Raw genomic sequence first — 893 nt, forward strand, 5'->3', positions numbered from 1 at the left:
AAATGGTTGGTGCGATGCTCGAAGCAAGCAAGCGTGATGTGCTGATATTGGTTGATGGATTTATTGCGAGTGCCGCATATTTATGTGCATACAAGCTGGACCAATCGGTTAAGGACAATGCCGTGTTTTGTCACTGCTCTCAGGAGCAAGGGCATAGAAAGCTGTTAGATTATTTAGGCGTCAATGCGCTACTAGATTTGAATCTTTGCTTGGGTGAGGGCTCAGGATGTGCTTTGTCTTATCCGCTTGTAAAGGCGGCTGTATCGTTTATTAATGAGATGGCTAGCTTTGAAGATGCGGGCGTCTCAGACGCTTAAGCCAAACGAGCCTCGATCATGATTAAACGACAGCTTCAACTAATCCATTATGCTTTGATGTTTTATACGCGCATCCCTTTGCCATCTTTGAGCAATGTAGATCAGAGCACGCAAGACCATGCCAGCCGCTATTTTCCCCTTGTCGGCTGGCTGGTTGGTTCAACGACAGCTCTCGCATTCATCCTTTTAAGTCATATATTTTCTCAAGAGCTAAGTATTCTTCTCGTCATATTACTTGGCATATACATGACGGGGGCCTTTCATGAGGATGGTTTGGCTGATACCTGCGATGGTCTTGGTGGTGGTTGGTCACAAGAGCACATCCTTAATATTATGAAGGATAGCCGTTTAGGTACCTATGGTGCTGTTGGGCTATTCTTCGCATTGGCGTTAAAGTTCATCGCACTGATGCAATTACCTGCTGACTATGTACCGGTTGTTATATTAGTTGCTCATGTTTTTTCGCGTTGGTATAGCGTTCTGGTAATGCGAATGATGCAGTATGTTCGTTTGGATGAAACTAGCAAGGCTAAGCCGATTACAAAGCGTTTTGGTAATAAAGATTTTTCGATAGCA

General features: G+C 44.2%; 2 protein-coding genes. Both read left to right on the forward strand.

Going from position 1 to position 893, the window contains the following annotated elements:
- The coding region (locus tag A3762_RS22030) for a nicotinate-nucleotide--dimethylbenzimidazole phosphoribosyltransferase (protein WP_082869295.1) at positions 1 to 317 on the forward strand (317 nt) is incomplete at its 5' end.
- 18 nt (positions 318 to 335) lie between these two features.
- A partial coding sequence (locus tag A3762_RS22035; RefSeq protein WP_068757655.1) for an adenosylcobinamide-GDP ribazoletransferase occupies positions 336 to 893 on the forward strand: 558 nt, incomplete at its 3' end.

It is taken from the genome of Oleiphilus sp. HI0125, from assembly GCF_001635355.1.